The following is a 15,794-nucleotide window of genomic DNA, read 5'->3' as shown; positions in this document are numbered from 1 at the left end:
CAAGGCCGTGGCGCGGATCCGTGACGGTTAAATGAGATACCACCCCGTCGAGAATGGCGGCACCCTGTAATGTTGGGTGACGCCAAGATGACGACAGCGCTCCTCGACCGTCTCACCCATCATTGCGAGATCATCGAGACCGGCAACGAGTCCTGGCGCTTCAAGAACCGCGCCTGATCACCCAATCAGCTGCCAAACGCAATCCGCGCTCGCCCGGGCTGCGCAACCCTGACCAGCTCCGCCCGGGCGAACGCTGACCGCTCCGCACTACATAAAGGGGGTCAAAACGCCGCCTGAAAGGTGTCCGCCCCAAAGGGCGCACTCCAATCGGGGGGCAGTTTTGGAAGCCGTTTGACAGTCGGGATCTGGCGGAAATGTGTGACCGAACCAACAGGCGGCGAAAAGTTCGCATTTGAAGGTGGAATTGCGCCGATTCCTCAATACGGGCGCTTCACCCGAACATATGCAACTGTCGAGCCCCGGTAGCGCGGCTGCATCCAGTAGTTTCCGCATTTCCGATAAGCCACACGAATATATGTGACGGCGGCGCAACCTCTTGGCAGCGTGGAGACCGACGAGCCGATCGTGCCGATTGCACTTCCCGCGGCCGCGCCCGCTCCCTCCGTTATACCGCTTGTTCCAGTTGTTGCCATCACAGTGGTCGCTGCCGCCAACACCGGCGATTGCGTGATCTGCCAGGTAGAAAGGCGCAGTCAGGATCAAAGCCGAAAGAACTGCCAATGAACGGATCGTTGTCATGGCGAACTCCTGGTCGGAGCCGGCTGATACACCCTTTTCGCCCAATTTCTACATTTGCGCATTAAGAGGCACGAATACGAGGACCGGGCATTCAGCCGGCCGTAGCCGGTGTCCTAGCTGAGATAAGGTCAACGAATAAGACAGCATTCCTCAAAAATCAGTGTTGCAAGTCATATGCTTGACCCGTCGATCGTAGTTGCTCAATTGTTTTTCCTGCGCAACTTCCCGACCTGTCTCCGCCCACCGGATCAGCCTTGCCTCTTACAGTTATGGTGCCGGCCTGCCTGTCTGGCGAAATATAGACGGCAACCCCGTCTTGGCTAATTGTGGACAAATAGAAAGCACGATGCAGACCGCTAACCTCGCAATGCACCAAGAAGGGAAAGTCATCAAATGATCCCTCGCTGGAATGCGCGATGGCCGCAAACTGCGATAACGCAATGGCAGCAAAAGCTGCTCTTACGCGAGGATTCCGCCAAGACGCGACATATGCCATTGATTGGAACCCCACTTGCTCGCCGTTATCCTTGATCGCCCGGTTGTGACGGTGGTGGTGCGGACAAACCACGCCATTCCCACATCCGCCCTATGAGCCGCTCTTCGAAAACCAAGTTCCGCAGATAACAAGTTTCGCGCATATAGTGTCATTTGGCAAGTTCAGGCCCAGCGCAAAAAGTCCATCACCCAATTAAGAACCCAGATAAGAACCCAGACCGCTACTTCCCCTCACACAGCCAGGCGGGCTGAGGCGGATCCCGCGCCAGCGATTTCTTACTGAGAGGCGGCGCGCCGACGCTCAATGGATTTTGTATAGGACGCGCGAGACGTATCGGCACTGTAGGACCAGCGGCCGGCGGCAACGCGCGCTGGCGAGGCTCTTGGCGCCGCGCTATATCGGCCGGATGGCAAAGGGCTGAACGTTTCAAATCCTGGTCGACGCGAGATGGCGGTGACGGCACATTGCCACCATTCGCCTTGCAACCATTCCCAGATGCTCGACGTCCTGAAGCTGCTCGTAACTGAGCGACCCGGGAGGCCACTCAGTTATGCCTTGTTTAATCTTCTGCTACATCTTCCTGATCGCTTCCATCGCGCTGATCAGCGTGGCAGCGGGGTTCTTTTTGCAATAGGCCGCGATTTTCGCTGCATTGGCCTCCGCCTTGTCGCCGTCCACCGTTGTGTTGCCAGCTTTGCCGTGGACATAGCCGTTCATCCACATGGCGATGCCAATAGCCTTGCCGGTCGACATGCCCCCGACCTCCTTGCAGGTGAGCTTCGACATATCCACTCCCTTGGCCATTGCTTGGCCGGCCAAAACGATGCTTGCAGTTGCGAGTGCAATCGGAAAATTGCGCTTCATGGTATGTGTCCTCCCAAAAATCCCCGCCTCAGCTGGGGCGCCTTCGGCTGCCTAGTGTCTCGCCCTTACTCTAAAAGTTTGGACCCTTGTTCCACGGGCGCCGTGCCTGGGATGTCGCCAGAACGCTTCACCGTATCTGCCTTATCTAGTAGTGCGGCGAACAATGCCTGGATCGGCTTGCTCTGCATCGCGGATTGTGCGGGCATCGTGGATGTCCCTTGATGGGCGATCAAGTCAATCACACTTGGCCGCAGCCTCAAGCGCTTCGGCACGGGAAGGTTTGTGCAAATCCGCGATCCGCCGAACAGAAGCGTAGAACCTTGGATAGTCGCCGGAACACAGATCGAACAAGCGAAGAAACGCCGGAACCTGTTCGCCATAGACAGCGGTCGCGGCGAGCTTTGCGTTGTTGATCGGGGCATCGAACCACGCGTCGTACCCCCGGTATCCGGCCCAGCGCTTGTCGCGCATTTGCCGGTAACGCGTCCGCAGCTTGTCGATCGTGGCTGCTTTGGCAGCCGCCATCTGCTCCTGGGTACGGGGACTTGCATAGACCTGCCCTAACTCGTCCCGTGTTTTCGACACCAGTCCAAGAAAATCGGCACGGCGCTTGCGATCGGCTTCGTAGCGGCGCAATCCGGCGTGATCGCCAGCGGCACGCAGCCATTTCCTTACGCCGGTGGTTTCGACGGCAACCGCGAAAGCCTCATTGAACGCGGAGTCGTCATTCACATAAATGCGCTGATGCGCCAGCTCATGAAAGACAAGGCTTGCGAGATACGTGTCGTCCTGACGAAGCATGGTGCTTAGCAGCGGGTCACTGGACCAGCCCAGTGTGGAATAGGCGGTGACGCCTGTGACATAGACGTCCAGCCCCTGTCGATGAAGTTCGACAGCGCTGTCAGTCGCGGATTTCCGAGCAAAGTAACCCCGGTACGGAACGCAGCCGAAAACCGGAAAGCACCAGGTTCGTGGCGTCAGGGAGAATTGTGGCGCCGCAAAAACGGCCCAGGTCACAGCGTCCCGACCGATGTCAACATAGCTGCGGTAGCTGCTGTTTTCGGGCAGTGCCAGTTCATCTGTGGCAAACCGACGAATGGCGCTCGCCGACGTCAACTTGGCGCGCAATGCCTCGGGCGTGGAAGGATCATGGATCAGTTTTCCAACATTTTCGCGCGCCGCCATGATCTGCACATGACCTTCCAACGACTGCGCGTAGTAGGAAATGCTTGTGCAGCCGGTCACCCCGGACGCCATGATCACCGCGGCAAGCAATAGAAAAACGCGCGTCAAAGCTTGCCCACCGCTTGCCCATCTCCCCATGGAGCAAATGTCCCAATTGCCCCCGGTCTCAAACAGGCGCACCAATTTTCGTCAAGGCCTGGAAGGGGTGGCGGGTCGAAATTTTGACTTTGGCAGGTTTGGCAAATGCGGCCAGTCGCCCATTGACGAATGTCCCACAGCAGAACGGAGTCCGCAAGATGCGGACTGTCCACTGGGATGCCACATTCCCCCAAGCTGCCGGTCTGCTGCCGGTCCTATCTCAGTCCTTCGATGTTACCAGTAGTGTGGCTGTTCTGACAGGACGTTACGATGCGGATGCTGCGACCTTGGAAGGCACACCGCGTCCGAACTCGACGTCCCAGCTACGCTCCAAAGGTGCGGCTTCGCCACTCAACCCGAGTTTAGGGAAAAGCAGTTCGGCGACGTTGAACGCCTCTTCCAAGTGCGGGTAGCCGGACGCGATGATCGTTTCGATGCCGATGTCCTGATACTCACGTATGCGCGCTGCAACATTGTCGGGATTGCCGACCAGCGCCGTTCCCGCGCCGCCACGCACCAGCCCAGGTCCAGCCCACAGATTCGGACCGACAACCAGCCGGTCGCGCCGACCCTGATGAAGTGCTGACATGCGCTTCTGCCCAACGGATTCCGAGATGTGGACAAATCCGTTCTGGGCTTCGGCGATCAGGTCGTCGGTGACGTGGCTGATCAGCCGGTCAGCGGCAGCCCAGGCCTCATCCTCCGTTTCGCGTACGATCAGATGAATGCGAAGGCCGAAACGGATCGTGCGGCCTTGTGCAGCCGTTGCTTTCCTCACGCGATCGATCTTCTCGGCAAGCTGGTCCACCGGTTCGCCCCAGCTCAGATAGGCGTCCACATGCCTGGCGGCGATTGCAATGCCGGCGTCGGAAGAGCCTCCGAACCAGAGTGGCGGATGGGGTTGCTGAACCGGCGGGAAGGAAATGTCGGTGCCGTGGGCAGAAAGGTACTTGCCCTCGAAATCCGCTGGCTCACCCGAAAGTATCCGCCGCCAAATGGTCAGGAACTCGTCGGTTTGCGCATAGCGCTCGTCATGGCTGAGCTTGTTGCCGTCGCCGGCGAGGTCGGCTGGATCCGCACCGGTGACGACATTGAGCAGGACGCGGCCGCCGGAGATGCGGTCCAGGGTGGCGGCATGACGGGCAAACAGAGCCGGTGTTCCGCTGCCCGGCCGAAGCGCGACGAGGAACTTCAGCCGTTCGGTGAGCGGGATCAGCCCCGCCGCCACGATCCAGGCGTCCTCACACCGCGTCCCGGTGGGCAGCAGCACGCCCTTGAAGCCAAGCCGGTCGGCGGCCTGGGCGATCTCCTTGAGATACCCGAAGGTTGCCGGGCGGTGCCGCTCGTCGGTGCCGAGATACGGTCCATCACCATGCGTCGGCAGGTACCAGTAGAGGTCGAGCGGCTTGCTGGGCATCGGATTGTTCCTTCAGCGATGTGGAATGTGTGGGCAGGCAAGCGTCAGAGCTTGCCCTTCCAGGGGATGAGACGGTGCTCCAGCCAGCGCATGCCGCTGGTGAAGGCAAAGGCAAGGATGGCGATGACGATGAGGCCGACGAAGACGACGTCGGTGGCGAGGAAATTGGCGGCCGACATGATCATGTAGCCAAGGCCTGACTGGGCCGCGATCAACTCGGCCGCGACCAGCGTCGACAATCCGGCACCGATGGCAATCTTCAGGCCGGTCATGATTTCCGGCAAAGCGGACGGCAGGATGATGCTGGTGAACAGTTGCAGCCGGCTGGCGCCGAGCGACAGCGCGGCATTGATGCGTTCAGCCGGCACAGACCGGACACCGGCCTGCGCGGCAAAGCAGATTGGTGCAAAGGTTGACAGCGACAGGAGCACGATCTTGGAAGTCTCGCCGATGCCCAGCCAGATGATCAGCAGCGGCAGGTAGGCCAGCGGCGGCAAGCCCCAGTAGAGATCGATCGGCACGCTGAAGATGCCTTTGACCCAGCGATTGAGGCCCATCAGCAGGCCGAGCGGAATGCCAAGGAAAATGCCGACGCCGAGCGCCGCCGCGATACGGCCCAGGCTTGCCAATGTGTGGTCGAGAAGCGTGCCGTTGGCATAGCCGTCGGCCCAGACGGCGCTGAATTGCGTCAGCACCTCGGCCGGCGACGGCAGGAACAGCGGCGACGCCCAGCCAAAGCGCGCGGCGATGAACCACAACGCGATCAGCGCAGCCAGCGTGACCAGGCTGATGCCGAGCGTGCCTGTCGACGCGGATCGGCGTGGCCGGAGGGAAGGCCTGCGCTGGGTCGTCGAAGGTGGGAACGAAGTCGGGGAATTGGCGGCAAGCGTCATTGCAAGGTTCCTGTGCGGGCGCCTTCCGGCTGGTGGATCAGCGAGCGGATTTCCTGACGCAGTTCAATGAAACTTGGGTTGGACTGGATCGGCCCGATGTCGCCGCTCCTGGCAAACTCGCGGACGAAATCGGCCTCGAACCGGGCAACGATACGGCCAGGCCGAGGCGACATCACAACGATGGTCGTGCCGAGCGTGAGGGCTTCCTCGATGGAATGGGTGATGAACAGGATCTGCTTGCCGGTCTTGGCCCAGACCGAGGCCAGAAGCTGCTGCATTGTCTCGCGCGTCAGGCTGTCGAGGGCGCCGAACGGCTCATCCATCAGCAGGATCTTCGGATCGGTGGCCAGGGCTCGCGCGATGCCGACGCGCTGGCGCATGCCGCCGGACAGTTCATAGGGCGGCTTTTCGGCGAAATCGGCGAGCCCGACCAGTTCCAGCAGACGCCTTGATCGCTCATGGCGTTCGCTGCGCCGCACGCCCCGGTATTTCAGGCCGAGAGCAACATTTTCCAGCACATTGGCCCAGGGCAACAAGGTATCCTTCTGGAAGACGACACCACGATCGCCGCCGGGCGCGACAATCTCCTTTCCATCCAGTGTGATCGTGCCCTCGGTGAGCGGCAGGAAGCCGGCGATCGCGTTGAGCAATGTCGACTTGCCGCATCCGGAAGCACCGACGGCGACGACAATGGAATCAGGTGCAATGTCGAGCGAGACGTGATCGAGCGCGTGAACGTCCTGGCCGTCGGAAGCTGGAAAGGTGACGCTGGCGTCGCGAATTCGAAGCATGGTGGCCTCCAGGCAGTCTGGCTGGCGAGATTGCCGCCAGCCAGAGCCGAATGTCGTTCAAGGATTTTTAGTTGGAAGCCTTGGCGGCCTGCGCATATTGCGGATCGGCGGCTGAGGCGTAGCTGTCCTTGATGGCGGTGATCTTCTTCTGGTCCTTCAGGAAGCCCGCAGTGTCCTTGAGGATTTTCGCGACAGCACTCTTGTCGCCACCGCCCAGCCATTTGTCGGAAGCCTGTTCGTCGAGCGGCGGAACCACCGTCGTCTTCAACTGCTCCGAATTCTCGGCCGCCGTACCGCCTTGCAATTTGGCGATCGCCTTGGCGCTCTCGGAGTCCGGTCCCCAGGCGGCCGGATTGCTCAGATAGGCGGTGTTGTAGCCGTCGATCAGCCGCACATACTGGCCGAGGAAGTCGGGACTGGCCTTGGCGAAATCGCCGGTCACGACAAGTGCGCTGAAGGTCGGAGCGCCACGATCGGCGACCTGGCCGGCTGTGAGCAGGACCTTACCGTTCTTCTTGAGTTCGGAGAGTGCCGGATCCCAGACGAAGGCGCCATCGATGTCACCGCGCTTCCAGGCCGCGACGATTTCGGGCTGAGGAATGGCGATGACCTGGGTTTCCTTCTCCGTGATACCTTCCTGCTTGAGTACGGCGAGAAGCTGGTAATGGTCAGTCGAGACGGGTGCTGCGGCGAGCTTCTTGCCCCGCAAGTCGGCCGGCGACTTGATCTCGGGCCGCACCACCAGGGCTTCGCCCTCACGAGAGACCGAGGAGATGTAGAACGCCTTCACGTCGATGCCCCTGCTGACGGCCGCGGCGAAAGGGCTCGATCCGACATCACCGATCTGGACGTCTCCGGATGCAATGGCGGCGAAGATGTCGGCGCCTGAATTGAAGCGGCGGAATTCGATGTCCCAGCCCGTCTTCTTGGCAAGATCGCCATTGGCAATGCCGAGATTGTACGGATTGGCACCCGTCTGGTAGGCGATGACGACTTTCTTGTCGGCGGCAAGCGCTCCAGCGGAGCCGGCCGCCAGGGCAAGCCCGACAAGGGCAGCGGAAATCAGTTTTCGCATGGTATCTTAATCCTTTGGAACAGAGGGCACAGCTTCGATTGCCAGCCCTGAGCGAGGGGCCGAGGATTAAAGTCTACTAATATTATAGACTTAGACAGGAATTAAATTCTGAAAGGCCGATCCTCGATAAAAAATTCGGCTTCGATGCGAACCGGCCCCAAAGGATAATTCTCACGCAAACCCGAGGGGCCGGTCCGACGCACTATTTGTATTTGTGGGGATCAGCTCGCTGTCGGCGGGTCGAATTTCTCTCGACTGCCGCGGCCGCCCTAGCTTGAACTAACGCTTGCTGTTCACCGGCTTGCGATTATGGTTGGGCAAGTTTCTGAGGCGGCAGGGGAAACAGCATTTTGCCTCGTCGATCAGCTCGATCGCACCTGCTTGGTCTGATCGCGGCCGCGGTGATACCGGTCTGGCTCTTCGCGGCCTATCTGCTGGTCCAATATGCTGTGCATGAGCGGTCCCGCTTCGAACAGGACGCCCGCCAAACCGCGCGGCAGGTTTCGCTCGTTGTCGAGGGCGAACTGGCCAATCTTCAAACGACTCTCAACGCTCTGTCGAAATCGCCTGCTCTGGCCAATGGCGATCTGGAAACCTTTCGCGGCGAGGCGCTCAGCCTGGTCGAGGGGACGGACCGGATCATTGTCCTGCGCGATTTAGGTCGCAATCAGTTGTTGAATACAGGGATCGGGCACGGTGAAGTTCTGCCGCCGGTCGAACCGATGCCGGCAGGGGATCTGGAGAAACTCAGAGCGTCCGGCATTTTCGTCAGCGACGTCTTTGCCAGCAAGGATTCCAAAAACCACCGCATAGCGGTTGCCATACGGGTGCCGGCGCCGACGGGCGAAGATCTGATCCTTTCGATTTCCATCCCGACCGCGCGCGTCCGCGATGTCATGATGCCTGCTGTGCCTGAGGGGTGGACGGTTGGTGTTGGAGATCGCCACGGAAGTTACGTGGCACGTTCCAGGTCGCATCAGGAGATGAGCGGCAAGCCTGGATTGCCGGAATATCTGGAAAAAATCGTTGGCCGCTCCGGCAGCTTCACATCCCGCAACTTCGAGGGCACCACACTGCTGGCGGGCTACTACCGATCCTCCTATTCCGATTGGTTCTATACCGCCAACGTACCGCTTTCGGAGGTGCAGGCGCCGCTATGGCGCTCGCTCGCGGCAATTTGCGGAATCGGCCTGCTGGCGCTTCTTGTGTCGATCGCTCTCGGCTACGTCGTGGGAAAGCGCTTCACTGGAGCAACCACCGACCTAGCTGCCCGGGCTGAGGCGCTTGGTCAGGGCCGCGCAGTTGAGCCCATGTCCACCACGGTTGCCGAATTCGGTGCCATTGCGCAGGCGCTGGTAGACGCAGAGCGCGCCATCGCCGAGCGCCGGTATGAATTGGAGACAGTACTGGAGACGGTGCCGGCAGCGGTCTGGTTCACCTATGACCCCCAAGCCCTCCAGGTCATTCGCAATCGCTTCGCGGCGGAACTCATGGGTTTGCCGACCGACGCCCGCAAATCGTTTGGCGCGCCCGACCTCGTGATCAACACCGTGGCGATCAAGGACGGGCATACGGTGAGCCGGGAGGACCGACCTCTAAGTCGGGCCATGCGCGGAGAACTGACTGACAACGAAGAATTCGCCTATACGCTTCCGTCGGGCGTGGAGCGCTTTCTGCTCTCGAGCGCGCGTCCGATCCGCAGCCCGGGCGGCAGCATAATTGGTGCCGTGCAGATCAGCCTTGATATAACCGACCGCAGACGCGGCGAAGAGCATCGCAAATTGCTGGTCAACGAACTCAACCACCGCGTCAAGAACACGCTTTCGGTGGTCCAGGCAATCGCAAGCCAGACGATCCGCAACGCAACCACTTTGCCCGAGGCAGGACGGGTCCTGTCCGACCGGCTCATCTCGCTGGCGAAGGCGCACGATATCCTGACGCAGAAGAACTGGAGCGGCGCCGATCTCCATGATCTGGTCACAGCCTCGATCAAGCCACATGTTCCGATCGAACGATTTCAAATCAGCGGAGGGAAGGTTTGGCTTCCGCCCAACGTCGCCCTTTCATGTGCTCTAGCACTTCATGAACTTACGACAAATGCGATCAAATATGGGGCGCTGTCGAATGCAAACGGCAGGGTTTCACTATGCTGGAAGCTTGTTGGTCAAAAACAGCAACGCCAACTTGAACTCGAATGGCGAGAGACTGGCGGCCCGACCGTCGGCCCTGTCGAGCGCAAGGGGTTTGGCACCCAGCTCCTGGAGCGCATATTCGACTCCGATTCCGCGGGACGTGTGGTGCTGACTTTCGAAAGGTCGGGACTGGTCTGTCTTTTCCAGGTGAACCTGTTTGAGCCGAATGAGGCTGAAGCACATTTTCCAGGCAGCGAAACTTAGACCTCGCTGTTCAGTCCGAACTATTTTCGGGTGCGCCAATGACGCATGGCGGACCCTTGGAAGTCATTCGCTTCCTTCTCGGTCCCATCGCGCCATAACCCTGCGATCTCCGTGATTGATCTACCCTTACGCAGGGCGGCACAAGCAGGATCCAAACGGACGACGGAACACAAATCCTTTCGGGACATTGAGCAAGCAGCGCAGGTGTTCACCTCAGGGATTTCCTGCATGGCCAATCAAACATTGATCGCCCCGGTGCCCGCTCAGTTGCACCGCGTCGCTTGAAAAATTGTTGGAAACGTCAAGTGCAGGGCATGGTCTGAGGATCCTTGTCCAACATTCGTTTCAAAACCATCTGTGCAGCATGAGCTCGAAAGCCTCCCATTTTCAGAATGACCTGTTCGGTTCGGCCAACGCATTGCCGAACGGCTTCCGTTACCGGCCGGAGCTGATCTCGCCTGACGATGAGGCATTTCTCGTTTCAGCGCTCCAGGATTTGGCGTTCGAACCGTTCGATTTCCACGGCCACCTCGCCAATCGCAATGTGGTCAGCTTCGGAGCGCGATATGACTATCAGCGGCGCCAGGTGGTCGAGGCGCCGCCCATACCGGAATTTCTTCTGCCGCTTCGGCAGAAGGTCGCTGCGTTTGCGTGCGTCCCTGAACAGAACTTGGCTCAGGTGCTGATCAACGAATATCGTCCAGGCGCCGGCATTGGGTGGCATCGCGACAAACCGCACTATGAGTTGATTGCCGGCGTGTCGCTTCTGGCACCGTGTGATTTCAGGCTGCGTCGCAAGAACGGCGACAGATGGGATCGTCAGACCATCACGGTTGAACCGCGGTCAGCCTATCTCATGTCAGGCCCGGCGCGCAGCGAATGGGAACACAGCATTCCGCCTTTGGCCAAGCATCGCTATTCAGTCACGCTGCGAACATTGCGGCTGTAGGCCAAAATCAAATTGCGTGGGCGGCGCGTTCGGACCGGCAAGCACTGCAGAGGGGATCCGGCGAGCCGAAATATCAATCCGCAGTCTTGCCCAATGTGTCGGCGACGACCGCACCGCGCTTGCCCATGGGCAGGGCAGGGCCCGTGGTCGAGTCGACAGCCGTCTGATGTTCCATCTCCGCGTTGATGGCGGCGCCGGCAATAAGGATGATGACTGAAATCCAAGTCCACATCATCAAGCCGACCACCGCGCCAAGCGATCCGTACGTGGCGTTGTAGTTGGCGAAATGCTGCAGATAGAACGAGAAGAGCCACGATGCCCCGATCCAGACAGTGGTCGCGATCAAGGCTCCCCAACTCAGCCATCGCCACTTGGCATACTCCCGACTAGGCCCGAAGCGATAGAGCAGGGAAATGCCGGTCAGCGTGGTGCAAACCAGGATCGGCCATCGGGACGCCGCAACAAGCGTTTCGGTCCAGGCATCAAGGTAGAAATAGCGCAACAATGCCGGAACGACGCCCACTGTTAGCAACAGCACGATGCCAATCAGCAAGGCTCCGACCGTAAACAGGATCGACATCAGGTTGAGGGTGATGAAGCTGCGTTTCTCGCGCTCTTCATAAGCAATGTTCATGGCGTCGAAGAGCGCCTTCATGCCGCTGTTGGCGCTCCATAGCGCGATGCCAAGGCCGATGAAGAAGCCGGTTCCGAGAGCACCCGGTTTCTGCTTGGCCAGGGCCTGCAATTGGTCGCGAATAAGATCGAGCCCGCCCGACGGCAGCAAACCGCCCAGATAGGCGACATGATCGGCGACCGTGACAGGATCCGCGACGAAACCATAGATCGAAATGAAGGCCGCCAGCGCCGGAAACAGGGCGAGCAATAGATAGAAGGTCGCGCCTGCCGCGACCAGCAGGACCCGGTCCTTGTTGAATTCTTCCCACAGCCGCCAGAAGATATCCTTCCAGCCCAGCGCCGGAATCTGTGATGGCCAGCCAGCATCGCGTCCACGGCCTCTAGGCTCCGACCGCAGGGTGGCTTTGCTGCCTTCTGTGGTTGATGCAGCACGACTGGCCGCTTCCCCATCGATGTGTGAGGGCTTCGTTCCGGTCGGCTGCTGTTTCCCTTCCGCCTTCGAAGCCACTGTGCGCGCCTTAATCAATCCCGCGTTCAACAGATGTCGTTGGGCGCCGCCAGCGCGGCAAAGTACCTCTCGCCTGATCTGGCTTTGCTTTGCCGTCCAGCGCCGCCTGCACCGCTATCCCTCGGCCTTGAAATTCTTTGCCCTTTCGGCGGCCTTCTTTTTGTCGCCGTTGTGCACGCGCAAAAGATCCTTCGCCTGGGATTTGATCTGGTCCTTTGCCATGGTGCTATCTCCGGTGTGTGAAGGACAACAACAGACTTGCAGGTCGGTTCCCCTTTGCTTTCAGATCGGCGCAGCTACGTCCCTTTCTGCGCGCTCAATTAGCCGACAAGCTATCCCCTAAGGACGGCCCGTCGCTGCCGTGAATAGAGCGACGGGCGTTATGATCAGTCGCGCTTCCGCGGGTCGGAGAATTCGAACCTACCACCCCTGCCGGCCATACCAGTCATCGATATCGCGACGGGCTCGATCCTTCTCGATGCCGTAACGCTCCTGGATCTTGCCTTCGAGCTGATCGCGTTTACCGGCGATTCGATCAAGATCATCGTCAGTGAGTTTGCCCCATTGTTCCTTGATCTTACCCTTAACCTGCTTCCAGTTTCCTTCGACGCGGTTCCAGTCCATGACACAGGGTCTCCTTCGTTTCACACAAGGCCAAACGTCGTCCGAAGAGGGAGGTTCCACGATGTCCTCGCTGTTCGGACTTTCTCAAAACGCTGTGTAGATGGCCAGGAGCCTGTTGGGCTGGGCAAGGCGGCAGGAACCATCCACTTCGCGGGCCGTTGGGTCACAGGAAGGGACATCCGACAGATGGTTGACGAGCAAGGACGGCCACCGGCTGCGACGGACGGCATGGCTCGTCGTCTGGCCAGCGAGACCGGCATCACCGAAGCACAGGCCCGCGAGCTTATCGACTTCCTCGGGCTCAATTGGGCATCGCTCTTGCGGGAAGCGCGGATGCTGAAAAACAGGAAGCCTTAGACCGCAACCTTCTGACTGGGATCATGTGGAGACTGCGGCACGCCAAGACAAACAGCCGAGCGTTGGGCCGTGTGATCCCGCTGACGGGATCACACGGCTCGATAGCATCAATACCCGTCGGGACACCGTGCTATGTAGACACGCCCATTGCGATCTCTGTAGCGGCACTGACCGGCTTCACTGGCATGCCCGATCACCGCGCCCGCAATGGCTCCAGCGGCACCGCCAACGATCGCGCCTTTCACGGGATCACCGGCTACGGCGGCACCAATTGCCGCTCCGCCCAGACCACCGACTGCAGCGCCCTGCTCGGTGCGCGAGCATGCTGCGAGCGGAATGATAAGGCTCAATATGAGCAATGTCTTTTTCATGAGTTGTCCTCCAGCGGCCCGACCTTGAGCCCGGTGATAAATGCGCGATTTGTTTTTTCGATCCATCGATTTGCTAAATTAGCTTTTGATTGCGCGAGCCATCTTCAGCGAGGGCAGAAACGGAAGACCACGTACTGGCTCAAGCACGGGCTGCTCGGCGCATCTGTCCGGCGAGGAAAACCTTCGCATCTGGAAAAGGCGGCATGGGCATTGGAACATTAGACAGTTCCAAGTGTTCACTCGGTGCGAGGGTTGCCACCAAATCCTCAAAGACCGGGCAAGAGAGCTTGGTCTGCCAAATCATTTTGAGGAGATCGAACCGTGCACAGCATTATCTATCTCGTCGGGCTCGTCGTCCTTGCCGTTCTGAGCTTTTTTGGCCTCAGGAGGTAGCGCAAAGCCGACATGACCCAGACTGTTGAACCGCCAATATTGCCAGAGGGTAGCCCGGATCGGGAGATCAATTGTGAAGTCGCACTGGAGACCGCATTTGCTGCTTTGGTAACTGCCTCACAGGCGCAGGGATGGACACCCCACGAAACGGCCGTGACCCTGTTGAAGATTGCCACACAACATGGCCAGCAGGTCCAGGCTCTCGTTGCTGCAATCAATAGCGAGCCGAAATGAGCCAATGGGTTGGCAACGCGGTAGTGGATCAGTTTGAACTCTGAAGCGCTGGCTATTTCCGATCGACCGCCGTCAAAAGGTCGCCAATTTATGGATGTCTGCATCGCCCGAACACGGGACGACAATATCAAAACCGGCAAGAGCGGCTTGCTGCTCATCTCAGACAACTATGATGCCTTCGCCGCGCGTGTGTTGGCGGCAAGAAGCGCGGTTCGCACTCTCGATCTCATGTACTACCTCTGGCATGACGACCACACCGGCCGCTTGCTTCTGCAGGAAGTTTTCCGGGCCGCTCAGCGGGGCGTGCGCGTGCGAATGCTGCTCGATGACGTCAACCCGCGCAAAAGTGATTCTGCATATCTGGCGTTGAGCAGCCATCCAAACATTGAGCTGAAGCTGTTCAATCCGAGCGGCGTCAGAGCACGCGGCATTGTACGCAGCATGGAAGTTCTCCTGCGGCTTTTTGCATTGACGCGCAGGATGCACAACAAGGCGTGGATAGCCGACGACGACATCGCCATTGTCGGGGGGCGCAATGTCGGCGATGCCTACTTTGATGCAGCAGAAACAAATTTCCGCGACCTCGACGTTCTCCTCCTCGGCCCCGCCGTGCAGCAGACCGCCGAAATTTTCAAGGCTTTCTGGACGTGCCAGGACGCAAAACCAATTGGCGCGCTCGGTCCAGCCGCTGCGACCACGCAGGCCGAATTGTTTGGAGGAAGCGATGCTGAAACCGAGTCAAAACTTTTGAACGGGATCGGCGACCATGGGACCGTCGCTGAGTTCATTGCGGCCGGCAACGATGTGCACTGGGTGGAACGTGTTCGAGTGATTTCCGACCCTCCAGAGAAAGTGCGCGGCTGGAGACGTCGCAGTTGGCTGTTGAAGGAATTGCTTCCGATCATTCAGTCAGCGCGCAATTGTCTGGAAATTGTGTCTCCCTATTTCATTCCTGGCAAAAGGGGTTCCGCAATCTTGTCGGACCTCGTCAGCAACGGCGTTGAAGTTGCAGTTCTGACCAATTCACTGGCAGCCACTGATGTCGCAGCGGTCCACGGCGCCTATGCAAATTATCGCAAGCGATTGCTCAGGAACGGCGTCAAGATTTTTGAGCTTCAGCCCTTCAGCCGGCGGCAGGCGATCTCGGTATTTGGGTCCAAGGGCGCCAGCCTGCACACGAAGGCTTTCAGCGTCGATGACAAGACCGGTTTCGTCGGCTCCTTCAATTTTGATCCGCGGTCGGTGTCGTTGAACTCGGAAATGGGGGTGCTTTTTGAGGATGAGGAATTGGTTGCTGAACTGCGGCGCAGGTTCCAGGCAGAGATATCATCGGAAGCGAGTTATCGGCTCGAACTGAAAAACAACGCGCTCCACTGGCATGGATGCGACGAAGGCAGGTCCCAAAATTATTCTCACGAACCTGAAGCGGGGATTCTCCGTCGCATCCTGGCGATCCTGGTCCGCCATCTCCCGATCGAGTCCCAACTTTAGGCAGCAAAGCGACCATCGAGTGTCACCCTGCTAGCGGTCACTCTGCCCACGGTGCTCGAGGCATGTGCAGCGTAAGGTCGAGCCTAAGCGCGTAGATCCCTGCGTTAACGCGTCTTCGTGCCGAGGGCAGCAGCCGGGTTGCCTACACGGAGTACACAACGATCGAACTAGGGGTTGTTGATATTCAGGATTCCACTTCGGGCTTGATCGTGATTCA

General features: G+C 59.2%; 15 protein-coding genes. 6 read left to right on the top strand and 9 right to left on the bottom strand.

Features of this window, described 5'->3' with window-relative positions:
• Positions 1–36: 36 nt before the first annotated feature.
• A complete protein-coding gene (locus tag AC07FD_RS15905) occupies positions 37–177 on the top strand; it encodes an ATP-binding protein (protein WP_478350602.1) in 141 nt (46 codons plus the stop codon).
• Positions 178–1,825: 1,648 nt separating this feature from the next.
• Here the strand turns inward: AC07FD_RS15905 and AC07FD_RS15900 are convergent.
• From AC07FD_RS15900 to tauA, 6 genes are all read right to left on the bottom strand, one after another.
• Entirely contained in the window at positions 1,826–2,119 is a 294-nt protein-coding gene (locus AC07FD_RS15900) for an HdeA/HdeB family chaperone (RefSeq protein ID WP_478350599.1), read from the bottom strand.
• Between the two features lie 234 nt (positions 2,120–2,353).
• Positions 2,354–3,376 carry an aminopeptidase gene (locus tag AC07FD_RS15895; RefSeq protein WP_478350601.1) on the bottom strand — a complete coding sequence of 341 codons (1,023 nt, stop codon included), beginning with the start codon at positions 3,374–3,376 and terminating at the stop codon, positions 2,354–2,356.
• Positions 3,377–3,707: 331 nt separating this feature from the next.
• Complete coding sequence (gene ssuD, locus AC07FD_RS15890) at positions 3,708–4,859, bottom strand: FMNH2-dependent alkanesulfonate monooxygenase (protein ID WP_478350598.1); 1,152 nt, start codon at positions 4,857–4,859, stop codon at positions 3,708–3,710.
• A 44-nt stretch (positions 4,860–4,903) separates the two neighbouring features.
• Complete coding sequence (locus AC07FD_RS15885) at positions 4,904–5,752, bottom strand: ABC transporter permease subunit (RefSeq protein ID WP_457153791.1); 849 nt, start codon at positions 5,750–5,752, stop codon at positions 4,904–4,906.
• Positions 5,749–6,543, bottom strand: coding sequence for a taurine ABC transporter ATP-binding protein (locus tag AC07FD_RS15880; protein ID WP_478350597.1), 795 nt, complete (start codon positions 6,541–6,543; stop codon positions 5,749–5,751). Before AC07FD_RS15880 ends, AC07FD_RS15885 begins: the two co-directional genes overlap by 4 nt.
• Positions 6,544–6,610: 67 nt before the next feature.
• The gene (gene tauA / locus AC07FD_RS15875) at positions 6,611–7,618 is read right to left on the bottom strand and encodes a taurine ABC transporter substrate-binding protein (protein ID WP_478350596.1); all 1,008 of its coding nucleotides are present in this window, start codon (positions 7,616–7,618) and stop codon (positions 6,611–6,613) included.
• Between the two features lie 350 nt (positions 7,619–7,968).
• Here tauA and AC07FD_RS15870 point away from each other — a divergent pair, with 350 nt between their 5' ends.
• Positions 7,969–10,014 carry a sensor histidine kinase gene (locus AC07FD_RS15870; RefSeq protein WP_478350595.1) on the top strand — a complete coding sequence of 682 codons (2,046 nt, stop codon included), beginning with the start codon at positions 7,969–7,971 and terminating at the stop codon, positions 10,012–10,014.
• Between the two features lie 364 nt (positions 10,015–10,378).
• The gene (locus AC07FD_RS15865; RefSeq protein WP_478350594.1) at positions 10,379–10,963 is read left to right on the top strand and encodes an alpha-ketoglutarate-dependent dioxygenase AlkB; all 585 of its coding nucleotides are present in this window, start codon (positions 10,379–10,381) and stop codon (positions 10,961–10,963) included.
• Positions 10,964–11,036: 73 nt separating this feature from the next.
• Here the strand turns inward: AC07FD_RS15865 and AC07FD_RS15860 are convergent, their stop codons facing one another.
• A complete protein-coding gene (locus AC07FD_RS15860; RefSeq protein WP_478350600.1) occupies positions 11,037–12,053 on the bottom strand; it encodes a YihY/virulence factor BrkB family protein in 1,017 nt (338 codons plus the stop codon).
• Positions 12,054–12,527: 474 nt separating this feature from the next.
• Positions 12,528–12,731 carry a CsbD family protein gene (locus tag AC07FD_RS15855; RefSeq protein ID WP_095091057.1) on the bottom strand — a complete coding sequence of 68 codons (204 nt, stop codon included), beginning with the start codon at positions 12,729–12,731 and terminating at the stop codon, positions 12,528–12,530.
• A 186-nt stretch (positions 12,732–12,917) separates the two neighbouring features.
• Here AC07FD_RS15855 and AC07FD_RS15850 point away from each other — a divergent pair, with 186 nt between their 5' ends.
• Complete coding sequence (locus tag AC07FD_RS15850; RefSeq protein ID WP_477282740.1) at positions 12,918–13,088, top strand: hypothetical protein; 171 nt, start codon at positions 12,918–12,920, stop codon at positions 13,086–13,088.
• A gap of 107 nt (positions 13,089–13,195) precedes the next feature.
• On the opposite strand, the gene AC07FD_RS15845 is transcribed toward AC07FD_RS15850, so the two are convergent.
• Positions 13,196–13,459: a YMGG-like glycine zipper-containing protein gene (locus tag AC07FD_RS15845; RefSeq protein ID WP_095091059.1), complete on the bottom strand. Its 264-nt coding sequence runs from the start codon at positions 13,457–13,459 to the stop codon at positions 13,196–13,198.
• Between the two features lie 405 nt (positions 13,460–13,864).
• Here AC07FD_RS15845 and AC07FD_RS15840 point away from each other — a divergent pair, with 405 nt between their 5' ends.
• Complete coding sequence (locus AC07FD_RS15840; protein WP_478350593.1) at positions 13,865–14,086, top strand: hypothetical protein; 222 nt, start codon at positions 13,865–13,867, stop codon at positions 14,084–14,086.
• A gap of 33 nt (positions 14,087–14,119) precedes the next feature.
• Positions 14,120–15,577 (top strand): phospholipase D-like domain-containing protein, encoded by a 1,458-nt coding sequence (locus AC07FD_RS15835; RefSeq protein WP_478350592.1) that lies wholly within the window; start codon positions 14,120–14,122, stop codon positions 15,575–15,577.
• The last annotated feature ends 217 nt before the right edge of the window (positions 15,578–15,794 follow it).

The organism is Mesorhizobium waitakense, assembly GCF_056431085.1.
The sequence above is the reverse complement of the archived record's forward strand: the minus strand, read 5'-3'. Positions and strand labels throughout refer to the sequence as shown.

Bases quoted from the DNA above. Each gene is read 5' to 3' on its own strand.
- AC07FD_RS15880 (WP_478350597.1), bottom strand. From the start codon at position 6,543: ATGCTTCGAATTCGCGACGCCAGCGTCACCTTTCCAGCTTCCGACGGC.
- AC07FD_RS15895 (WP_478350601.1), bottom strand. From the start codon at position 3,376: ATGGCGTCCGGGGTGACCGGCTGCACAAGCATTTCCTACTACGCGCAG.
- AC07FD_RS15900 (WP_478350599.1), bottom strand. From the start codon at position 2,119: ATGAAGCGCAATTTTCCGATTGCACTCGCAACTGCAAGCATCGTTTTG.
- AC07FD_RS15845 (WP_095091059.1), bottom strand. From the start codon at position 13,459: ATGAAAAAGACATTGCTCATATTGAGCCTTATCATTCCGCTCGCAGCA.
- AC07FD_RS15850 (WP_477282740.1), top strand. From the start codon at position 12,918: ATGGTTGACGAGCAAGGACGGCCACCGGCTGCGACGGACGGCATGGCT.
- tauA (WP_478350596.1), bottom strand. From the start codon at position 7,618: ATGCGAAAACTGATTTCCGCTGCCCTTGTCGGGCTTGCCCTGGCGGCC.
- AC07FD_RS15855 (WP_095091057.1), bottom strand. From the start codon at position 12,731: ATGGACTGGAACCGCGTCGAAGGAAACTGGAAGCAGGTTAAGGGTAAG.
- AC07FD_RS15885 (WP_457153791.1), bottom strand. From the start codon at position 5,752: ATGACGCTTGCCGCCAATTCCCCGACTTCGTTCCCACCTTCGACGACC.
- AC07FD_RS15865 (WP_478350594.1), top strand. From the start codon at position 10,379: ATGAGCTCGAAAGCCTCCCATTTTCAGAATGACCTGTTCGGTTCGGCC.
- ssuD (WP_478350598.1), bottom strand. From the start codon at position 4,859: ATGCCCAGCAAGCCGCTCGACCTCTACTGGTACCTGCCGACGCATGGT.
- AC07FD_RS15840 (WP_478350593.1), top strand. From the start codon at position 13,865: ATGACCCAGACTGTTGAACCGCCAATATTGCCAGAGGGTAGCCCGGAT.